The organism is Pseudomonas medicaginis (assembly GCF_965119365.1).
Taxonomy (GTDB): domain Bacteria; phylum Pseudomonadota; class Gammaproteobacteria; order Pseudomonadales; family Pseudomonadaceae; genus Aquipseudomonas.
Genome location: NZ_OZ221631.1, coordinates 6732100 through 6750512 on the forward strand (window position 1 = coordinate 6732100; position 18413 = coordinate 6750512).

Annotated in this window: 15 protein-coding genes; 9 read left to right on the forward strand and 6 right to left on the reverse strand. The window is 61.4% G+C overall.

The annotated features are described in order from the left end of the window. Positions 1-31 precede the first annotated feature (31 nt). The 3 genes from ACMTA2_RS29785 to ACMTA2_RS29795 form a co-directional block, all read right to left on the reverse strand. The gene (locus ACMTA2_RS29785) at positions 32-1156 is read right to left on the reverse strand and encodes an ABC transporter ATP-binding protein (RefSeq protein ID WP_413792920.1); all 1125 of its coding nucleotides are present in this window, start codon (positions 1154-1156) and stop codon (positions 32-34) included. A gap of 344 nt (positions 1157-1500) precedes the next feature. Then, complete coding sequence (locus ACMTA2_RS29790) at positions 1501-2130, reverse strand: response regulator (protein WP_003206156.1); 630 nt, start codon at positions 2128-2130, stop codon at positions 1501-1503. Positions 2131-2241: 111 nt separating this feature from the next. Beyond that, entirely contained in the window at positions 2242-4638 is a 2397-nt protein-coding gene (locus tag ACMTA2_RS29795; RefSeq protein WP_413792922.1) for a PAS domain-containing sensor histidine kinase, read from the reverse strand. A 74-nt stretch (positions 4639-4712) separates the two neighbouring features. On the opposite strand from ACMTA2_RS29795, the gene ACMTA2_RS29800 reads away from it, so the two are divergent. After that, positions 4713-5705 (forward strand): alpha/beta hydrolase family protein, encoded by a 993-nt coding sequence (locus tag ACMTA2_RS29800; protein ID WP_413792923.1) that lies wholly within the window; start codon positions 4713-4715, stop codon positions 5703-5705. Positions 5706-5898: 193 nt separating this feature from the next. Here ACMTA2_RS29800 and ACMTA2_RS29805 read toward each other — a convergent pair whose 3' ends face one another. The 3 genes from ACMTA2_RS29805 to ACMTA2_RS29815 are packed head-to-tail and all read right to left on the reverse strand — an operon-like array spanning position 5899 to position 8361. Further along, entirely contained in the window at positions 5899-6666 is a 768-nt protein-coding gene (locus ACMTA2_RS29805; protein WP_413792924.1) for a TerB family tellurite resistance protein, read from the reverse strand. 1 nt (position 6667) lies between these two features. Continuing rightward, positions 6668-7339 carry an N-acetylmuramate alpha-1-phosphate uridylyltransferase MurU gene (gene murU / locus ACMTA2_RS29810; RefSeq protein WP_413792925.1) on the reverse strand — a complete coding sequence of 224 codons (672 nt, stop codon included), beginning with the start codon at positions 7337-7339 and terminating at the stop codon, positions 6668-6670. Next, a complete protein-coding gene (locus tag ACMTA2_RS29815) occupies positions 7336-8361 on the reverse strand; it encodes an aminoglycoside phosphotransferase family protein (RefSeq protein ID WP_413792926.1) in 1026 nt (341 codons plus the stop codon). The genes murU and ACMTA2_RS29815 overlap by 4 nt, the downstream gene beginning before the upstream one ends. Positions 8362-8491: 130 nt before the next feature. Between ACMTA2_RS29815 and ACMTA2_RS29820 the strand changes: the two genes are divergently transcribed. From ACMTA2_RS29820 to ACMTA2_RS29855, 8 genes are all read left to right on the forward strand, one after another. Continuing rightward, positions 8492-11263, forward strand: a complete 2772-nt coding sequence (locus ACMTA2_RS29820; RefSeq protein ID WP_413792927.1) for an LPS-assembly protein LptD — start codon at positions 8492-8494, stop codon at positions 11261-11263. Next, positions 11244-12560 carry a peptidylprolyl isomerase SurA gene (gene surA / locus ACMTA2_RS29825; protein ID WP_413792928.1) on the forward strand — a complete coding sequence of 439 codons (1317 nt, stop codon included), beginning with the start codon at positions 11244-11246 and terminating at the stop codon, positions 12558-12560. The genes ACMTA2_RS29820 and surA overlap by 20 nt, the downstream gene beginning before the upstream one ends. Further along, positions 12557-13546, forward strand: a complete 990-nt coding sequence (pdxA, locus tag ACMTA2_RS29830; protein WP_413792929.1) for a 4-hydroxythreonine-4-phosphate dehydrogenase PdxA — start codon at positions 12557-12559, stop codon at positions 13544-13546. The genes surA and pdxA overlap by 4 nt, the downstream gene beginning before the upstream one ends. After that, on the forward strand, positions 13543-14361 hold the full coding sequence (gene rsmA / locus ACMTA2_RS29835; protein ID WP_413792930.1) for a 16S rRNA (adenine(1518)-N(6)/adenine(1519)-N(6))-dimethyltransferase RsmA: 819 nt from the start codon (positions 13543-13545) through the stop codon (positions 14359-14361). Before pdxA ends, rsmA begins: the two co-directional genes overlap by 4 nt. Before the next feature lie 115 nt (positions 14362-14476). Beyond that, entirely contained in the window at positions 14477-14857 is a 381-nt protein-coding gene (apaG, locus tag ACMTA2_RS29840) for a Co2+/Mg2+ efflux protein ApaG (RefSeq protein ID WP_413792931.1), read from the forward strand. After that, positions 14857-15732 (forward strand): symmetrical bis(5'-nucleosyl)-tetraphosphatase, encoded by an 876-nt coding sequence (locus ACMTA2_RS29845; protein WP_413792932.1) that lies wholly within the window; start codon positions 14857-14859, stop codon positions 15730-15732. Before apaG ends, ACMTA2_RS29845 begins: the two co-directional genes overlap by 1 nt. Positions 15733-15766: 34 nt before the next feature. Beyond that, the gene (gene glpE / locus ACMTA2_RS29850; RefSeq protein ID WP_413792933.1) at positions 15767-16096 is read left to right on the forward strand and encodes a thiosulfate sulfurtransferase GlpE; all 330 of its coding nucleotides are present in this window, start codon (positions 15767-15769) and stop codon (positions 16094-16096) included. 299 nt (positions 16097-16395) lie between these two features. Further along, positions 16396-18318 carry a PrkA family serine protein kinase gene (locus tag ACMTA2_RS29855; protein WP_053125937.1) on the forward strand — a complete coding sequence of 641 codons (1923 nt, stop codon included), beginning with the start codon at positions 16396-16398 and terminating at the stop codon, positions 18316-18318. Positions 18319-18413 lie beyond the last annotated feature (95 nt).

The following is an 18413-nucleotide window of genomic DNA, read 5'->3' on the forward strand; positions in this document are numbered from 1 at the left end:
GCAGGGTTGGTGTTGGTACAGCAGGGGGCGATCAATTCGCCTCTAGAAGGGGATCGAGCGCACGCACATGCTCGACTTGCCAGCCAAGCGGAACCACGTCCCCGACGGCGAGCGCGGGATCGAGCTCGGCAATCGGCTGTTTCACGAAGAAGTCGTTCTTGCCGCAGACTTCCAGGCGAACCCGGACGTGGTCGCCCAGATAGATGAATTCCGCCACCCTCCCTGAGAAGCGGTTGACACATTGTTCGCTGACGCCGTTGAGGCTCACCCGTTCCGGACGGATCGACAGGGTCACCGGCTCGCCGGGCTGGCCGACGTTCACCGCCAGGGCCTCGACTTTTTCGCCGCGCGCCAGCTCAACCAGGCAGCGATCGCCGGTGTGGCTGTGCAGGCGACCATTGAGACGGTTGTTTTCACCGATGAAGTTGGCGACGAAGGTGTTTTTCGGCTCTTCATACAAGCTGCGCGGTGGCGCGATCTGCTGGATTTCGCCCTGGTGGAACACCGCCACGCGATCGGACATGGTCAAGGCTTCGCCCTGGTCATGGGTCACGTAGACCACGGTCACGCCAAGACGCTGGTGCAGGTGCTTGATTTCCATCTGCATGTGTTCGCGCAGTTGCTTGTCCAGCGCACCGAGGGGTTCGTCCATCAGCACCAATTGCGGCTCGAACACCAACGCCCGGGCCAGGGCCACCCGTTGTTGCTGGCCGCCGGACAATTGCGCCGGGTAACGTTGGGCGAAGCTGTTCAACTGGACCATGCTCAAGACGCGCTTGACCCGATCACTCACGTCGCTCTTGTTCAGGCCGCGCACGGTCAGCGGAAAGGCCAGGTTCTCGGCGACGGTCATGTGCGGGAACAAGGCGTAGTTCTGGAACACCATGCCAATGTCGCGCTTGTGCGGTGGCACATTGTTGATCGAACGCCCGGCCAGCAGGATCTCGCCGGCGGTTGGGGTTTCAAACCCGGCGAGCATCATCAGGCTGGTGGTCTTGCCGGAGCCGGAAGGCCCGAGCAGGGTCAGGAATTCGCCTTTGCGAATGTCCAGGTTGAGGTCTTTGACGATCAGGTTCTCGCCGTCGTAGCTCTTTTGCACACCACGAAAGCTGACCAGCACATCACTGGCCCCCGCGCTTGAATCGACCTGGCTCATACCCGCACCTTTTGTTTGATGACTGCTTGTGAATCAAGCCTAGTGGAGCCTGGGGCCCGCGCAAATCGGGGCGCAGGAGAGAATCGCCTCAGCCAGATGGAGGAGCCGGGGTAGGGATTGCCCTACAAGGATGGCGGGATTGGATAAGGGCAGCAGCAAGTTACGAGCAGCAAGCTGCAAGCAGGGGCGAAAAGCGGTGTTGGGACGTGTCGCAAATGGATATGCCGACACCAAACCCTGTGGGAGCGAGCTTGCTCGCGATCGCGGAGTGTCAGACAACATCAATATTGAATGTGCTGCCGCCATCGCGAGCAAGCTCGCTCCCACAGGAGATTGTTGTGGGGTTAGAGCAGCTTGTGCTCCATCGCATATTTCACCAGCTCCGCCAGGGAGGTGATGTTGAGCTTCTGCATCAGCCGCGCCTTGTGGGTACTGATGGTCTTGCTGCTCAGCGCCAGTTGCTGGGCGATGTCATTGACGTTGGCGCCCTGGGCCAGACGCTCGAAGACTGAGAACTCGCGCTCGGACAGCAGCGAGTGCAACGGCCGCGTGTCGGTCAGGCCGACTTCGAAGACCATGCGGTCAGCCAGGTCCGGGTCGATGTAGCGCCCGCCGGCCGCGACCTTGCGAATCGCCATGAGCAGCAGGGCCGGGTCGCTGTCCTTGGTCGCGTAGCCAGCGGCCCCGACCTTCAGCGCACGGGCAGCCATTTGCGCCTCGTCATGCATCGACAGCACCAGGATGGCCGGCGGATTGTTCAGCGCACGGATCCGCGGGATCGCCTCCAGGCCGTTGACACCCGGCATGGAAATATCCAACAGCACCACTTCGCAGGGCACGTGGCGCAGGGTCTCGAGCAACTGTTCGCCATTGCTCGCCTCCCCCACCACCACCAGATCCTTGGCCAGGCCGATCAACTGCTTGATGCCTTCGCGGACGATGGTGTGGTCTTCGGCTACCAGTACACGGATCACGTTTTTCTCCTGTTCAGAATCGTTCGCGAGCCCGCTCGCTCCCATATTGACCGAGGCGCTCCCCTATGGGAGCGAGCCCACTCGCGAAGGCAGCCCAGCCAGTCAACACCTTCAGCTTTCCTCCAACGGCACCCATACCGCCAGTGAAGTCCCCTCCCCCGGGTGGCTTTCCAGGGACAATCGCCCGCCCATGATCAGCACTCGCTCACGCATGCCTACCAGGCCAAAGGATGTCGGCCGACCTGTCGCTGCGATGAATCCTACACCGTCGTCACTGACGGTCAGACACAATTCATCGCCCTCGCGCACCAGCGTCAACTCCACCGTATGCGCCTGGGCATGACGCATCACGTTGGTCAGCGCCTCCTGGAGAATCCGAAACAGGCCGATGGCCTTGGCATCGCTCAGGGGTGGGAGGTTGTCCGGCACCTGCACCAGGCAAGGGATCTGCGTACGCGCCTCGAAGCGCCGGGCCTGCCATTCGATGGCCGAAGCAATACCCGCGTCCAGGATCGGCGGGCGCAACGCCGTCGCCACGTCCCGCACCAGTTGGAACAACTGGGCAATCAGGCGCTTCATGCTGTTGAGCCGATCATGCAGGCCCGGGTCGAGTTGCGCATAGGCCAATTCACACATGGAAGTTTCAAGTTTCAACACCGTCAGCATCTGGCCCAACTCATCGTGGACTTCCCGGGCAATGCGCGCCTTTTCTTCCTCCCGCACGCTTTCCAGGTGCGCCGACAACTCGCGCAACTGCTCCCGGGAACTGGCCAGTTCCAGCTCGATGCGCTTGCTCTCGGTGATGTCCCAGACGATACCATCCCAGACATAGGCGCCATCCTCGAGGCGACGGGTGATTGCCTTGATCTCGGCCCAACGCTCCTGGCCTTCGCGAGTCAGGATGCGGCCCTGCCATGACCAGTCACTGTCGGTGTCCAGCGCCTGATCCTGGGTACGGTGATAATCGGCCTTGTCCTGCGGGTGCACCAGGCTGCGCAGTCCGGTATCGCTGCGAGCCAGGGTTGCGGGGGAGTAACCCACCAGGCTTTCGCTGCCTTCACTGATGTAGGCAAAGTCGATCTGGCCGGTCACCGGCGCCCGTTCCAGGCGAAAGACCAGGCCCGGCACATTGGCGGCGATGCCTTGCAAGCGCGCCTCGCTTTCGCGCAACGCCGCCAACGCACGTCGGCGCTCGGTCACATCATTGAGGTAGACCACCAGGTATTCGGCATCACGAAAACGCAGGAAGCTCAGGGACACGTCGGCCGGCAGGATGCTGCCATCGGCTCGCACGCATTCGGTCTCGAAACTCTGCGGCCCTTCTTCACTGGCCCGGGCACGCTTCCACAAGCTCAGCCAGCGGTCCATGTGCAAGCCCGGCTCGAAGTCGATCAAGGGCCGGTCGATGATGGCGCCCGAGGCGTAGCCGAGCATGGTTTCGGCCGCTCGGTTGGCGTAACGCACGTGACTGTCCCAATTGACCCAGAGGATACCCACCGTGCTTTGATCAATGGAAAATTGCGTCAGGCGCAAGGCCTCCTCGCTGGCAGCACGCTGGGCGATGTCCTCCTTCGCGGCACGCAGACGGCGCTCCAGCCCACGTTGCTGGCGACGCTGCCAGAACACGATGGCGACACTGCTGAGCAGCAGGGCCAGGATCAACAGCGTCAGGTTCTGCCAGAAACCGGGGGTTTCGGTCAGGCGCGGGTATTTTGGCTTGAGCCAACGGCTGTGCAGTTGTTCCAGCTCCTTGGCCGGGATCGCCTGCAAGCCGCTGTCGATGATGTCCGCCAGTTGCGGCCAGTCCCGACGCGTGGCAACCCGTAGCAACTGCGGCAGACCGATGTCGCCCACCACCGCCAGTTCGGCGAATTCAGGTTCAACCATCAACCGCCCGAGCTGCGCCTCGTCCACCACCGCGTATCGGGCCTGCTGGGTCAGCAACAATTGCAGGGCCTCGCGCTCCATCGGCACGCCTTGCAGGTTCAGCGTCGGGTAGTTGCTGCGCAGGTAATCGGCCGTGGCGCTGGGCATGCGCACCGCGACGCGGGCCCGGGTGTCGATCTTCTCCAACTCCACCCCCTCGGCCCCCTTCTGCGCACCGACAATCAATTGCGGCACGCGCAGGTAGGGATCGGAAAACTGCCAGAGCTTGAGCCCGCCCGGGGATTGGGTCAGGCCCGGAGCGACGTCCACCTCGCCGGCGCGCACCGCCGCCTCCAGTTGCGCCACGTCCTGGAAGTTGCGCCAGGTCAGTTCGACGTTCAACGCCTTGCCCAGCCATTGCATCAACTCGACGTTGGTGCCGGACAACCGCTGCAAGCGCCGATCGTATTGCGCGTAGGGCGCCTGCAAGACCAGGCCGACCCGCCATTGCGGATGTTGCACCAGCCATTGGCGCTGCTCTGCATTGAGTTGCACCCCCGGCGCCGACGGCGCGGGCGCGGCCCACGCCATCAAGGGAAGCCATAAACAGCCGATAACCCACAGGCAGCAAAAACGCATCATCGAAGTCTCATGCACTGACAAATACTGACCAACCCATTAGGCTGCCGGAAATACTTCTGGTCATGGAATATCCGATGCCCTCTGTTTATCGCCTGGCGTTGCCAGCATTGTGCCTGTCGCTGATCCTGCCAAGTGCCTTTTCTGTCCTGGCCAGCGAAACGGCCCCCGCCGCCGAACAACCTGCCGGGGAAAAACCCGTCGAACGCCAGCCGTTGCTCGAGCGTAGCCAGGAAGAAGCGGCTGCACTTGAACGAACAGTCCCGGCCCAGGAACAGCAACAGTTGCAGACCGGCAGCGACACCTTCCTGGCATTGTGGAAACCGGCCAATACCAGTGAACCCAGGGGTGCAGTCATCATAGTCCCCGGCACCGGTGAAACAGCTGACTGGCCTCAAGTCGTCGGCCCATTGCGTAAAAAACTGCCTGATGTTGAGTGGAGCAGCCTGAGTATCACCCTGCCGGACCTGCAAAGCGACGTCATTGCACCGCGCGTGGAGGAAGCTGCCCCCGAGACCAAACCGGCCGACACCGCTGCCGCGGCACCGGACGCCACCACTTCGGCGCCGATCGAGCAGGTCGCTGGCGGCGAGGCTGATGCGGTGGATCCCGTCGTTGCGCAAACCGATGAAGAACATGTCAATGCTGATGCCGAGCGCATCTTCGCCCGCATCGATGCGTCGCTGGCCTACGCCGAGCAGCAGAGCGCACGCCGGATCGTGCTGCTCGGCCATGGCACCGGCGCCTATTGGGTCGCGCGTTATTTGAGTGAAAAGCAGCCCTCGCAAGTCGAACGCTTCGTGATGGTGGCCGCCCAGACGCCGATCACTGCCAAGCCCGACCTGGCCGAACTGACCCCGACGTTGAAACTGGCGACCGCCGACCTCTTCTACATGGACAAGCCGCTGGATCGCAACGCGGCGCTGGAGCGCTTGCAGGCGAGCAAACGCCTGAAAGGTTCGACCTTCAGCCAGGTGTCCCTCAAGGCCCTGCCGAACCCGTCGGCGGAGCAGGAGCAGTTGTTCCGTCGGGTGCGGGGTTGGTTGAATCCGCAGAAGGCGGGGGAGTAAGGCTTACTGCTGGGCAAGCCGAACAGCGACTTTGTGGCGAGGGGATTTATCCCCGCGGGGTTGCGCAGCAACCCCAAGGCCCGGGCAACAACACAATCCGATGGCGAGCGCTGCGCACTCGAACGGGGATAAATCCCCTCGCCACAATAAATCCCCTCGCCACAGTTGATACCTTCTCCCTACTGTATCCCTTCTACCGGAAATCCCGCCGCTCGCGAATCAACCGATAGGCGTTATGCAGCTCTCGGGTTTTGTCGGTGGCTTCACGCACCTGCAACGGAGTCGCCCCGCTGCCAGCAATTTTGTCCGGGTGATGACGGCTGAGCAGCCGCCGGTACGCACGCTTGATCTGCGACGGTTCGCTGGTGGCCGAAACCCCCAACAGGCGCAAGGCATCCTGATAGCTCACACCGGCGCTGGGCCGCGACAGTTTCTGCGGCTCATAGTCAGCCGCCAGCGCCTGGACCTGTTGCGGCGTCCAGCCCAACCAGCGGCCCCATTGGGCCACCAGTTCCCGCTCGCCGACACCGGCACGCCCATCGGCCCAGACCATCCGCCAACAGGCGCGCAGTACCCCTTCAGCCGCATGGGGCTGGGCGGCCAGGCGACGCATGTAGCCGCGCAAGCGATCGTTTCCGGACTTGCCTCGGTTGAACGCCGCAATCGCCCGGCGTTGCGCCGATTCGCTCAAGTCCAGCGCACGCATCTCCTGGCGAGCCTGCTGGATGTGGCCGTCGACCACGCGCCCATCGCATTTGGCCAGGCGCCCGAGCAAGACAAACAATAACTCATCGTTACGCAACGCCGGGCGGCCGCCCAGACGTTCACGTATTTGCCCCCAGCCCTGAAGGTTCAATCGCCGGTCCAGCGCCTGTCCCAACAACGCGCCAAGCATGGCCCCCGGAATGCTGGCTATGGCAAAGCCCGCCCCGGCTCCAATCAGAGTCCCTGGCCACCACATATCAACCGCTCGCTTTTATCAAGGTTTCGACCTGCGCCAAACGCTCATGGGTACCGACATCGACCCAATGCCCTTTCAAGCGCTCGCCACTGACGCGCCCCTCGGCCATGGCCGTGCGCAACAGCGGTGCAAGCTTGAAGGCACCGTCCGAGCAACCATCGAACAACCGGGGATGCAGGACGGCGATGCCGCTATAGGTCAGGTTGTCGGCAGGTGTTTGCCCATCGTGAACCTTTCCGTCGGCCAGGATGAAATCGCCGTCCGGGTGATGCTCCGGATTGTCGACCAGCACCAGGTGCGCCAACCCTTCTAGCGGCCTGCGCAAGGCGCTGAAATCGTAGTCGGTCCAGATATCGCCGTTCACCACCACAAACGCGTCATCGCCCAGCAGCGGCAAGGCCCGGAAAATCCCACCACCGGTTTCCAGCGGCTCGCCTTCGGGTGAAAACCGAATGCTCACGCCAAAGTCCGAACCGTTCCCCAGATGATCTTCGATCTGCTGGCCGAGCCAGGCGTGGTTGATCACGATCTCGCTGAACCCGGCCTTGGCGAGTGCCTGCAAGTGGTATTCGATCAAGGGAATGCCGCCCACACGGATCAACGGCTTTGGCGTGGTAAGGGTCAAGGGGCGCATGCGCTCGCCCTTGCCCGCGGCCAGGATCATCGCCTTCATGTCGTTGCTCCGGCCGATTGCCGCAGGCTGCACAGCAGCTCATCGAGCGGCGCCAGCTCAGGACGACGGGCAATGACCGCTTCTATATAAGCAAAGAAACGCGGCACATCGCCGAGGTACCGTGGTTTACCGTCACGATGGCAAATGCGCGCGAAAATCCCGATGACCTTGAGATGCCGTTGCACCCCCATCAGGTCGCTGGCCCGCAGGAAATCCTCGAGATCCGGCTGGACGGGAATGCCGAGGACGCCGGCTTGCTGCCAGTAACGCTCGAGCCAACCGCGCACACGCGCCTCGGGCCAACTGAGGAAGGCATCCTTGAACAGGCACGTCACGTCGTAGGTCACCGGCCCATAGACCGCATCCTGAAAGTCCAGCACGCCGGGGTTCGGTACGCTGAGCATCAGGTTTCGTGGCATGTAGTCGCGGTGCACCAGCACTTTGGGCTGGGCCAGGGCGCTGTCGATCAGAAGCTCGGAGGCCTGTTGCCAGAGTTGCTGCTGGGCTGAATCGAATTCGATGCCCAGCTCGCGCTTGACGTACCACTCGGGAAACAACTCCAACTCCCGGCGCAACAACGCAACGTCGTAGCTCGGCAGCGGCGCGACCATCGGCAGTTGCTGGAAAGCCAACAGCGCTTGCAGGGCATCATCGAATAAATCGTCGGCATTTTCGCCGTTGATCACATCCAGGTAGGTCTGATTGCCCAGGTCGTTGAGCAAAAGAAAGCCGCGTTCGAGGTCTTCTGCATAAATTTTCGGCACGTTGATGCCGGATTTCGCCAGCAAAAAAGCAATATCCACGAAGGGTTTGCAGTTTTCCTGGGGCGGCGGCGCATCCATGACGATCAAACTGCGGCCCTCGCCTTCCCAGCGGAAATACCGCCGGAAACTCGCGTCACTGCTGGCGGCGGTCAACGTGGCCGGGGGTACGGCACCCCAGCCCTGTTGAGTGAAAAGGATCGGCAGTTGTTCATCGAGCCAAACTTTCAGGTGTTGCAAGCGTACATCTTGGTCGGGCATTGCAAGGGTCTCCGACGGCGCTAGCCGTCAAGCGGGTCATGCTTTATTATCCAGCATCTTTTTCAGACCATCGAGAGGCGTGCGGCCCACACCGCGGGCAGATGGCACGCAGGAAGCCCGGACTAATAAGATGGCATTGAAATCCCCCGCGTTTCGTAAAAAATTTCCGTTGCTGGTCACCGGCAGTCTGCTGGCCCTGCAACCCCTGGCCTCTTCATTCGTCGTCGCGGCGCAGCAGTATGACTGCTCCGTCTCCGCTTCGGGTGCCTGGGACTGTGCGCCCAAGACACCGGCCGCCGCGTTGCCGCCGCGTCCCGTGCATGACGGCAGTGCGGTTTCCGACAGCGGTGCGGCTCCGGCCGACAGCAGCTCGGGCGAGGAAGCCGGCGAAAAGCCGATGCTCGTTACCGAAGCCAAGGGCCGTGGCCTGAAGTCGCGCAGTGCAGACTACAGTCACCTGGATTGGGTTCCACGAGAGAACCTCACCCCGGCGCAATTGGCTGAGACCGGTCCTTACTGCGCCGGTGCCTACATCGAGCCGACGCGTCCTGGCATGAATGACAAGACCGCCAAGAGCGATGCGCCCACGTTCCTCGGCGCCAAGGCCTCACGCTATCAGCAAGAAGAACAGGTGGCGACCCTGGCCGGCGACGTGGTCATGCGCCAGGGCAGCATGCAGGTCGAGGCCGACGAGGCCAGCCTGTACCAGGCCGAGAACCGTGGCGAGCTGAGCGGCAACGTGCGGGTTCGCGATAACGGTGCGCTGATCGTCGGCGACCACGCCGATGTACAGCTGGACACCGGCGAAGCCAAGGTCGACAACGCCGAATACGTGATGCACAAGTCGCGCATCCGCGGTAACGCGCTGTACGCCAAGCGCGCCGAGAACGCGATCATCCGCCTCAAGGACGGTACGTACACCACGTGCGAACCGAACAGCAACGCCTGGACGCTCAAGGGCAACAACATCACCCTGAACCCGGCCACCGGCTTCGGCACCGCGACCAACGTGACGCTGCGGGTCAAGGACTTCCCAGTCCTGTACACGCCGTACATCTACTTCCCGATCGACGACCGTCGCCAGTCCGGCTTCCTGCCGCCGACCATCGGCAGCGGTAGCGATACTGGCTTCCTGCTGGTCACCCCGTACTACTTCAACCTGGCGCCGAACTACGACGCCACGTTGTACCCGCGCTACATGAGCAAGCGTGGCCTGTTGATGGAAGGCGAGTTCCGCTACCTGACCAAGTCCAGCGAAGGTCAGTTCGGTGCCGCGTACCTCAACGACGAAGAAGACGAACGCGCCAAGCAGTCCGACTACAGCAAGACCCGCTACATGTACAACTGGCAGCACAAGGGCGGGCTCGATTCCCGCGTGCTGACGGAAGTCGACTATACGAAGATCAGCGATCCTTACTATTTCCAGGACTTGGAGACCGATCAGATCGGTGTTGAATCCAGGGACTATGTAAACCAGCAAGGGGTCGTCAGCTACCGGGGTGATAGTTACGTTGCCCGCTTGAATGCCCAGGCTTATCAGATGGCGACGATTTCGAAGATCACGCCTTATAACCGCCTGCCGCAGATTACTTTCAACGGTGCGCTGCCTGATCATCCGTATGGCTTGAACTTCGCGTATCAGACTGAGTTGGTGCGGTTTGATCGGGATTTGCGAAAAGGTAAATATACGGACGAAGACGGTAACTCCACTGCAAACTGGTTGGACGAGAACGTCAGTGGCTTGGCACGGTCCAACGGCACCCGCGTGAACCTGGCCCCAGTCATGAGTCTGCCGATGGAAGCCAGCTATGGCTACATCAAGCCGAGCCTCAAGTATCAATATACCCAATACGATTTGGATCTGGACAGCAAGGGGAAAACGGCTGTCGGCAGAGGATATGACAGCACTCCCAACCGCGCTGTCCCAATAGCCAGTATCGACAGCGGGCTGTACTTCGACCGCGACACCCAATGGTTCGGCAGCAATTATCGCCAGACCCTGGAACCACGCCTGTTCTATCTCTATGTACCGGAGAAGGACCAGAGCGACATTCCGGTCTTCGATACCAGCGAGTCGACCTTCAGCTACTCCTCGTTGTTCCGGGATAACCGTTTCACCGGCTCCGACCGTGTCGGCGACGAAAACAAGTTGTCCCTGGGCGTGACCAGCCGCTGGATCGAAGAGAACGGCTTCGAACGCCAACGCATTGCCGTCGGCCAAGCGTTCTACTTCAAGGATCGTAAAGTCCAGTTGCCTGGTATCGACTTCACCACTCGCGAAGATGCCAAATCAGACGTTTCGCCTTACGCGCTGGACTACGAATATCGCTGGAACCGCGACTGGCGCACGACCGCTACCTATAACTGGGACCCGGACACCCACAGCCCTCGCTCGGGCAGTGCAATGTTCCATTACCAGCCGGAAGACAATCCGAACAAGGTCATCAACGCAGGCTACCGCTATCGTAACGACCAGGTTCGTTACGACGAGACTACCGGTACATGGCAAGTGGGCGGTGGCGACTATGGTCGGCCAGGCCAGCCTGGCTACGTGAAGGACTACTACAAGATCAAGCAGCACGACTTCTCGGTCATCTGGCCGATCGTGCCGCAGTGGAATGCAATCAGCCGCTGGCAGTATGACTACAACCGCAACCGCACCCTGGAAGCCTTCGGTGGTTTCGAATATGACAACTGCTGCTGGAAACTGCGCCTGATCAACCGCTACTGGGTCGACTACGAAGAGTTCAGTCAAGCCGCCCCGGAAAACGAAAAAGGCGACCACGGCGTCTTCCTCCAAATTGTTCTGAAGGGACTCGGCGGCCTCACCGGCGCCAAGGTAGAGAGCTTCCTCGACAAAGGCATCCAAGGTTATCGTGAACGTGAAGATCAAGCTTTCTGATTGTCTGCGCCCGCTGATGCTGGGCGCGTTGTTCCTGGGTACCGCGGCCAACGCCGCGGTACAGTCCATCGATAAAGTGGTGGCCATCGTCGATAACGACGTGGTCATGCAGAGCCAGCTGGACCAGCGCGTCCACGAAGTCCAGCAAACCATCGCCAAGCGCGGCGGTGGCCTGCCGCCTCCGGGCGTGCTGGACCAGCAAGTGCTCGAGCGCCTGATCGTCGAAAACCTGCAATTGCAGATCGGCGAACGTTCCGGCATTCGCATCACCGATGAAGAACTGAACCAGGCCGTGGGCACCATTGCCCAGCGCAATAACATGAGCATCGACCAGTTCCGTGCGGCCCTGGCTCGCGACGGCCTCTCCTACGAGGACGCCCGTGACCAGATCCGTCGCGAGATGATCATCAGCCGCGTGCGCCAGCGCCGTGTCGCCGAGCGCATCCAGGTGTCGGAACAGGAAGTGAAGAACTTCCTCGCTTCCGACCTGGGCAAGATGCAGCTTTCCGAAGAGCTGCACCTGGCGAACATCCTGATTCCTACCCCCGAAAGCGCCAACTCCGAAGCGATCCAGAGCGCTTATCGCCAGGCCATGGATGTCTACCAGCAGCTCAAGCAAGGGGCTGACTTCGGCCAGATGGCCATTGCCAAGTCGGGCAGCGACAACGCCTTGGAAGGCGGCGACATGGGCTGGCGCAAGCCCGCTCAACTGCCGCCTCCGTTCGACCGCGAACTGAGCGCCATGGCGGTCGGTGACATCACCCAGCCAGCGCGCACCCCAGGCGGCTTCATCATCCTGAAAGTGCTGGAAAAACGCGGTGGCGGCACCCAGGTCCGAGACGAAGTCCATGTTCGCCACATCCTGATCAAGCCAAGCGAGATCCGCAGCGAAGCCGAGACCAAGCGCCTGGCGGAGAAGCTCTACGACCGCATTGAAGCGGGCGAAGACTTCGCTGAACTGGCGAAAAGCTTTTCGGAAGACCCGGGTTCGGCCCTCAATGGCGGCGACCTGAACTGGGTCGACCCGAACGCCCTGGTGCCCGAGTTCCGCCAAGTCATGGCCGAAACGCCGCAAGGCCAGCTGTCCAAGCCGTTCAAGAGCCCGTATGGCTGGCACGTACTGGAAGTCCTGGGCCGCCGCGCCACCGACAGCACCACCCAGGCACGCGAACAGCAGGCGATGACCGTGTTGCGCAACCGCAAATACGACGAAGAGTTGCAAACCTGGCTGCGTCAGATTCGCGACGAAGCCTACGTTGAAATCAAACTTCCTGGTGCAGACCAGGCAGCGCAGTGAAACCCAAGCGTTTCGCGCTGACCCCCGGCGAGCCAGCCGGCATCGGTCCCGACCTGTGCCTGCTGCTCGCCTCGCAACCCCAGCCGCATCCCCTGATTGCCATTACCAGTCGCGACCTGCTCCTTGAGCGGGCCGCGCAACTGGGAGTGGTCGTCGACCTGCTGCCCGTGACACCGCAGGCCTGGCCGGACGTCCCGGCGCCCGCCAAAAGCCTGTATGTCTGGGATACGCCCCTGGGCGCTCCGGTGGTCACCGGGCAACTGGACAAGGCTAACGCGGCGTTTGTCCTGCAAACCCTGACCCGCGCAGGCCAAGGCTGCCTGGACGGAACGTTCGCCGGCATGATCACTGCACCGGTGCACAAGGGCGTCATCAACGAATCCGGGATCGCCTTTTCAGGGCACACCGAATTCCTGGCGGACCTGACCCACACCGCGCAAGTGGTCATGATGCTCGCCACCCGAGGCCTGCGCGTGGCCCTGGTGACCACTCACCTGCCCTTGCGGGACATCGCCGACGCCATCACCCCGGACCGCCTGGAGCGGGTCACGCGCATCCTGCACGCCGACCTCCAGGAAAAATTCGGCATTGCCCGGCCGCGCATCCTGGTCTGTGGGCTCAATCCCCATGCCGGCGAAGGCGGACACCTGGGCCGTGAAGAAATCGACATCATCGAACCCACCTTGGAGCGCTTGCGCAGCGAGGGCATGGACCTGCGTGGCCCGCTGCCTGCCGACACTCTGTTTACCCCCAAATATCTGGAGCACTGCGACGCGGTGCTGGCGATGTACCACGACCAGGGCCTGCCCGTGCTGAAGTACAAAGGCTTCGGCGCGGCAGTCAACGTGACGCTGGGCCTGCCGATCATCCGCACCTCCGTGGACCATGGCACCGCCCTGGACCTGGCCGGCAGCGGCAAGATCGATACCGGCAGCCTGCAAGTCGCGCTGGAAACCGCCTACCAGATGGCCGAGACCCATTTATGACCGAGCAATACCAACACCGCGCGCGCAAGCGCTTCGGCCAGAACTTCCTGCATGACGCTGGCGTGATCGATCGCATCCTGCGCTCCATCCGGGCCAAGCCTGACGACCGCCTGCTGGAAATCGGCCCGGGCCAGGGTGCCTTGACCGAGGGCCTGCTCGACAGCGGCGCGCAACTGGACGTGGTGGAACTGGACAAGGACCTGGTCCCGATCCTCAACCAGCAGTTCGCCGGCAAGAGCAATTTCAACCTGCACCAGGGCGATGCGCTGAAGTTCGACTTCAACTGCCTGAACGCCGCGCCGAACAGCCTGCGAGTGGTGGGCAACCTGCCGTACAACATCTCCACACCGCTGATTTTCCACCTGCTGAGCAACGCCGGCCTCATCCGCGACATGCACTTCATGTTGCAGAAAGAAGTGGTCGAGCGCCTCGCCGCCGGGCCTGGCGGCGGCGACTGGGGTCGCCTGTCGATCATGGTCCAGTACCATTGCCGGGTCGAACACCTGTTCAACGTCGGTCCGGGTGCATTCAACCCGCCGCCGAAAGTCGATTCAGCCATCGTCCGCCTGGTGCCCCATGCCGTCCTGCCACACCCGGCCAAGGATCACCGCCTGCTGGAGCGGGTGGTGCGCGAAGCGTTCAACCAACGCCGCAAGACCTTGCGCAACACCTTGAAACTGCTGCTCAGCAGCGCCGAAATCGAAGCCGCCGGCGTTGATGGCAGCCTGCGCCCCGAGCAGTTGGACCTGGCGGCTTTCGTACGCCTGGCCGACAAGCTCAGCGAACAGGTCACCTCGCAAGCCGACGCCAACTGAACGGGTGACGAGCGCTATCGGGCAGTACGCCAGTCTGGTCTACTACCCGATACTTGGCCTAGACTGATCTCCTGAGTCGCGCCCGCGTCCCGCTTCGTTTTTAAGGCCTTTTTGCATGTCCGATCCTCGTTACCAAGTCGACGTCAGCGTCACCACCCGCTTTCTGGCAGAACAGTCGCAACCCGAGCATGACCGCTTCGCCTTCGCCTACAGCATTATCGTGCGCAACAATGGCTCGATGCCGGCCAGACTGCTGTCGCGGCACTGGGTCATCACCGACGGCGACGGCCATGTGGAAGAAGTGCGCGGTGAAGGTGTGGTCGGCCAGCAGCCACTGATCGACGCCGGCAAAAGCCACAGCTACAGCAGCGGGACGGTGATGACCACCAAGGTCGGCACCATGCAGGGCACCTATCAGATGCTGGCCGAGGACGGCACACGCTTCGACGCCGTCATCAAGCCCTTTCGCCTGGCCGTACCCGGAGCCTTGCACTGATGGCCACGTACGCGGTCGGCGACCTGCAGGGCTGCCTAGACCCGCTCAAATGCCTGTTGGAGCGCGTCGCCTTCGACCCGCAAAAAGACACGCTGTGGCTGGTGGGCGACCTGGTCAACCGTGGCCCGCAGTCCCTTGAGACGCTACGCTTTCTCTACGGCATCCGTCAGTCACTTGTGTGCGTGCTCGGCAACCACGACCTGCATCTGTTGGCCGCCTGGCAGAACATCGAACGCCTGAAAAAATCCGATACCTTGAGCGAAATACTCGCCGCACCCGATTGCGTTGAACTGCTGGAGTGGCTGCGCCAGCAAAAGCTCATGCATTACGACGAGTCACGCAACCTCGCACTGGTCCATGCCGGCATCCCGCCCCAGTGGTCCTTGCGCAAGGCGCTCAAGTGCGCCAGCGAGGTGGAACAGGCACTGCGCGACGACAACCTGTTCGCCCCCTACCTGGATGGCATGTACGGCAACGACCCGGTCAAGTGGGACAACGACCTCACCGGCAGCGCCCGTCTTCGCGTCATCACCAACTATTTTACGCGCATGCGCTTCTGCACCCGTGACGGCAAGCTCGACCTCAAGGGCAAGGAAGGCATCGAGACCGCACCACCCGGCTATGCCCCGTGGTTCAAGCACAGTGAGCGCAAGACCCGTCACCTGAAGATCATTTTCGGACACTGGGCCGCATTGGAAGGCCAATGCGACGAACCCGGCGTCTTCGCCCTCGATACCGGCTGCGTGTGGGGCAGTGCCATGACGCTGATGAACGTCGACACGGGCGAGCGACTGCGTTGCGATTGCGACGAACAGGGCCACGCCACCCTCCACCACCCGACCACCGCACCATCGCCGGCAGGCACCGCCGTTTGACTGGCGTTGCGCTCAAGCCACAGGAGCCCCTCAGATGACCGAATTCAAACGCATTCCCCCGGAACAGGCCCAGGCCCTGCGCGAGCAAGGCGCGGTCGTTGTCGACGTTCGCGACCCTGCCACCTTTGCGGCCTCGCACATCAGCGGCTCCAGACATCTGGATAACCACTCCATCGCCGATTTCATTCGCGCCGCCGACCTCGATGCACCTCTCGTCGTGGTCTGCTACCACGGCAATTCCAGCCAGAGCGCCGCCGCTTATCTGGTCAGCCAGGGCTTTAGCGACGTCTACAGCCTGGACGGTGGTTTTGAGTTATGGCGTGCGACGTATCCCGCGCAAACAGCGCAAGGCACCGACGAATAATTTTTTATGTCGGCCAAGCCCGCGTGATCCGTGGGCTTGAGCGATGGCAGACGAACGGTCTGCCATAACTAATTACGTATTCCACCTTTACCTCCGTGATTCCGAACTATCCTTAGCCTCAGGCCATCCAAAACAGGGGAGAGCCGGTACTCCGGCGCGCGGGTCATCGGGAGTCAGCTTTCAGGAGCCTGCATTCTTGAAAGCATTCTGGGGGGTAAACAGCCACTGGGTCCCCAGGGGCTGTCCAGCATCGACTGATTGATCCGACACCGGCTCCACGTATCGAGCGAGGTGACGTCATGAGCATTTTTAGCCACTTCCAGCAACGTTTCGAGTCCACGCGGCAAGAGGAATACTCGCTGCAGGAATACCTCGAACTCTGCAAGCAGGACCGCAGCGCCTATGTCTCGGCCGCGGAGCGTCTGTTGCTGGCCATCGGAGAACCGGAGCTGCTGGATACCTCGACCAACTCGAGGCTCTCGCGCATCTTCTCCAACAAGGTGATTCGCCGCTATCCGGCCTTTGCGGACTTCCACGGGATGGAAGAATGCATCGAACAGATCGTGTCCTATTTCCGCCATGCCGCCCAAGGCCTGGAAGAAAAGAAACAGATCCTTTATCTGCTCGGCCCAGTGGGTGGCGGTAAATCGTCCCTGGCCGAAAAACTCAAGCAACTGATCGAAAAAGTGCCCTTCTATGCCATCAAGGGTTCGCCGGTGTTCGAATCGCCCCTGGGGTTGTTCAATGCCACCGAGGACGGCGCGATCCTCGAGGAAGACTTCGGTATTCCACGCCGCTACCTCAATACCATCATGTCGCCATGGGCGACCAAACGCCTGGCCGAGTTCGGCGGCGATATCAGCCAGTTCCGGGTGGTCAAGCTCTATCCCTCGATCCTCAACCAGATCGCGGTAGCCAAGACCGAGCCCGGCGACGAAAACAACCAGGACATTTCGGCCCTGGTGGGCAAGGTCGATATCCGCAAACTGGAAGAATTCCCACAGAACGACGCCGACGCCTACAGCTATTCGGGTGCGCTGTGCCGGGCCAACCAGGGCCTGATGGAATTCGTCGAAATGTTCAAGGCGCCCATCAAGGTGCTGCACCCGCTGCTGACCGCCACCCAGGAAGGCAACTACAACAGCACCGAGGGCCTGGGGGCCATTCCGTTCACCGGCATCCTGCTGGCTCACTCCAACGAGTCGGAATGGCATACCTTCCGCAACAACAAGAACAACGAAGCCTTCATCGACAGGATCTATATCGTCAAGGTGCCGTACTGCCTGCGAGTGACCGACGAGGTGAAGATCTACGACAAGCTGCTGTTCAACAGTTCGCTGTCCAAGGCCCATTGTGCCCCCGACACCCTGAAGATGCTGGCCCAGTTCACGGTGCTGTCGCGCCTCAAGGAGCCGGAAAACTCCAACATCTATTCGAAGATGCGCGTGTACGACGGTGAAAACCTCAAGGACACCGATCCAAAGGCCAAATCGATCCAGGAATACCGTGACAACGCCGGGGTCGATGAGGGGATGAACGGGCTGTCCACGCGCTTCGCGTTCAAGATCCTGTCCAAGGTCTTCAACTTCGACCCCCACGAGATCGCGGCCAACCCGGTACACCTGCTGTACGTGCTGGAACAGCAGATCGAACAGGAACAGTTCCAGGCCGAAACCCGCGAACGCTACCTGCGCTTCCTCAAGGAATACCTGGCGCCTCGCTACATCGAGTTCATTGGCAAGGAAATCCAGACGGCATACCTGGAGTCCTACAGTGAATATGGCCAGAACATCTTCGATCGCTACGTGCTGTACGCAGACTTCTGGATCCAGGACCAGGAATACCGCGACCCGGAAACCGGCGAGATACTCAATCGCGTAGCCCTCAACGAGGAACTGGAAAAAATCGAGAAACCGGCAGGCATCAGCAATCCGAAGGATTTCCGCAACGAAATCGTCAACTTCGTGCTGCGCGCCCGGGCCAACAACAACGGCAAGAACCCAACCTGGCTCAGCTATGAAAAGCTGCGGGTGGTCATCGAGAAGAAAATGTTCTCCAACACCGAAGACCTGCTGCCCGTCATCAGCTTCAACGCCAAGGCCAGCAAGGAGGACCAGCAAAAACACAACGATTTTGTCACACGCATGGTCGAACGTGGCTACACCGACAAACAGGTACGACTGCTTTCCGAGTGGTACCTGCGGGTCCGGAAATCGCAATAAGCAGTGGCAAGCTTCTAGCTGCAAACTGCAAGGGAACGGCGTCGAGCCCAAGGCTCGACGCCACGCCCCTTACGGCTTGAGGCTTACGACTTGAA